Here is a 475-nt window from a genome sequence, read left to right on the forward strand (position 1 = left end):
GATAGGCCTTGAAGGGCATGGGCGAGATCATCAAACACTGAAGCTCTGCACCAACCTTTCTGTGACCTGCCTGGCTCAGTGGCGTCTCTGGACGCCAGAGCGATGGGTATCCAGCTTCACGGTGATATTCGACTGCACCTATGCTGAAGCCGTAGGTGGTGCCAGGTCGAGCCCGCCGCGCAATGCCACTGGCCAACCGTTCCGGGCTGATGAACTGCGAACTGTAGGGCTCAGACGTGCCACCCCACGGCTGTTCCTCGGACGGCACCACCGCAATAGGCGACAGCCCTTCAAGTGCTACGGTGATTTTGCGTAGCAAGTGCTCTGAAGGGGATACCAGATGCGGTACCGCTTGATTTGGGTAGTACAGACCTGCCCAAGCTGGCTTGGTCAGATGCAGAGTGTTATGCGTAATCCAAGCGGTGCGCGCTTCCACCACCGGCTCGTCATTCACATGGCCGTAAGGCTCGTCGAG

1 protein-coding gene is annotated in these 475 nt (G+C 58.5%); it reads right to left on the reverse strand.

Features of this window, described 5'->3' with window-relative positions; genetic code table 11:
* On the reverse strand, nt 1-475 hold a 475-nt coding region (locus KMS84_RS43845; RefSeq protein WP_256921296.1), incomplete at both ends, for a hypothetical protein.

The sequence above is a fragment of the Streptomyces hilarionis genome (assembly GCF_024539675.1).
Classification (GTDB): domain Bacteria; phylum Actinomycetota; class Actinomycetes; order Streptomycetales; family Streptomycetaceae; genus Streptomyces; species Streptomyces hilarionis.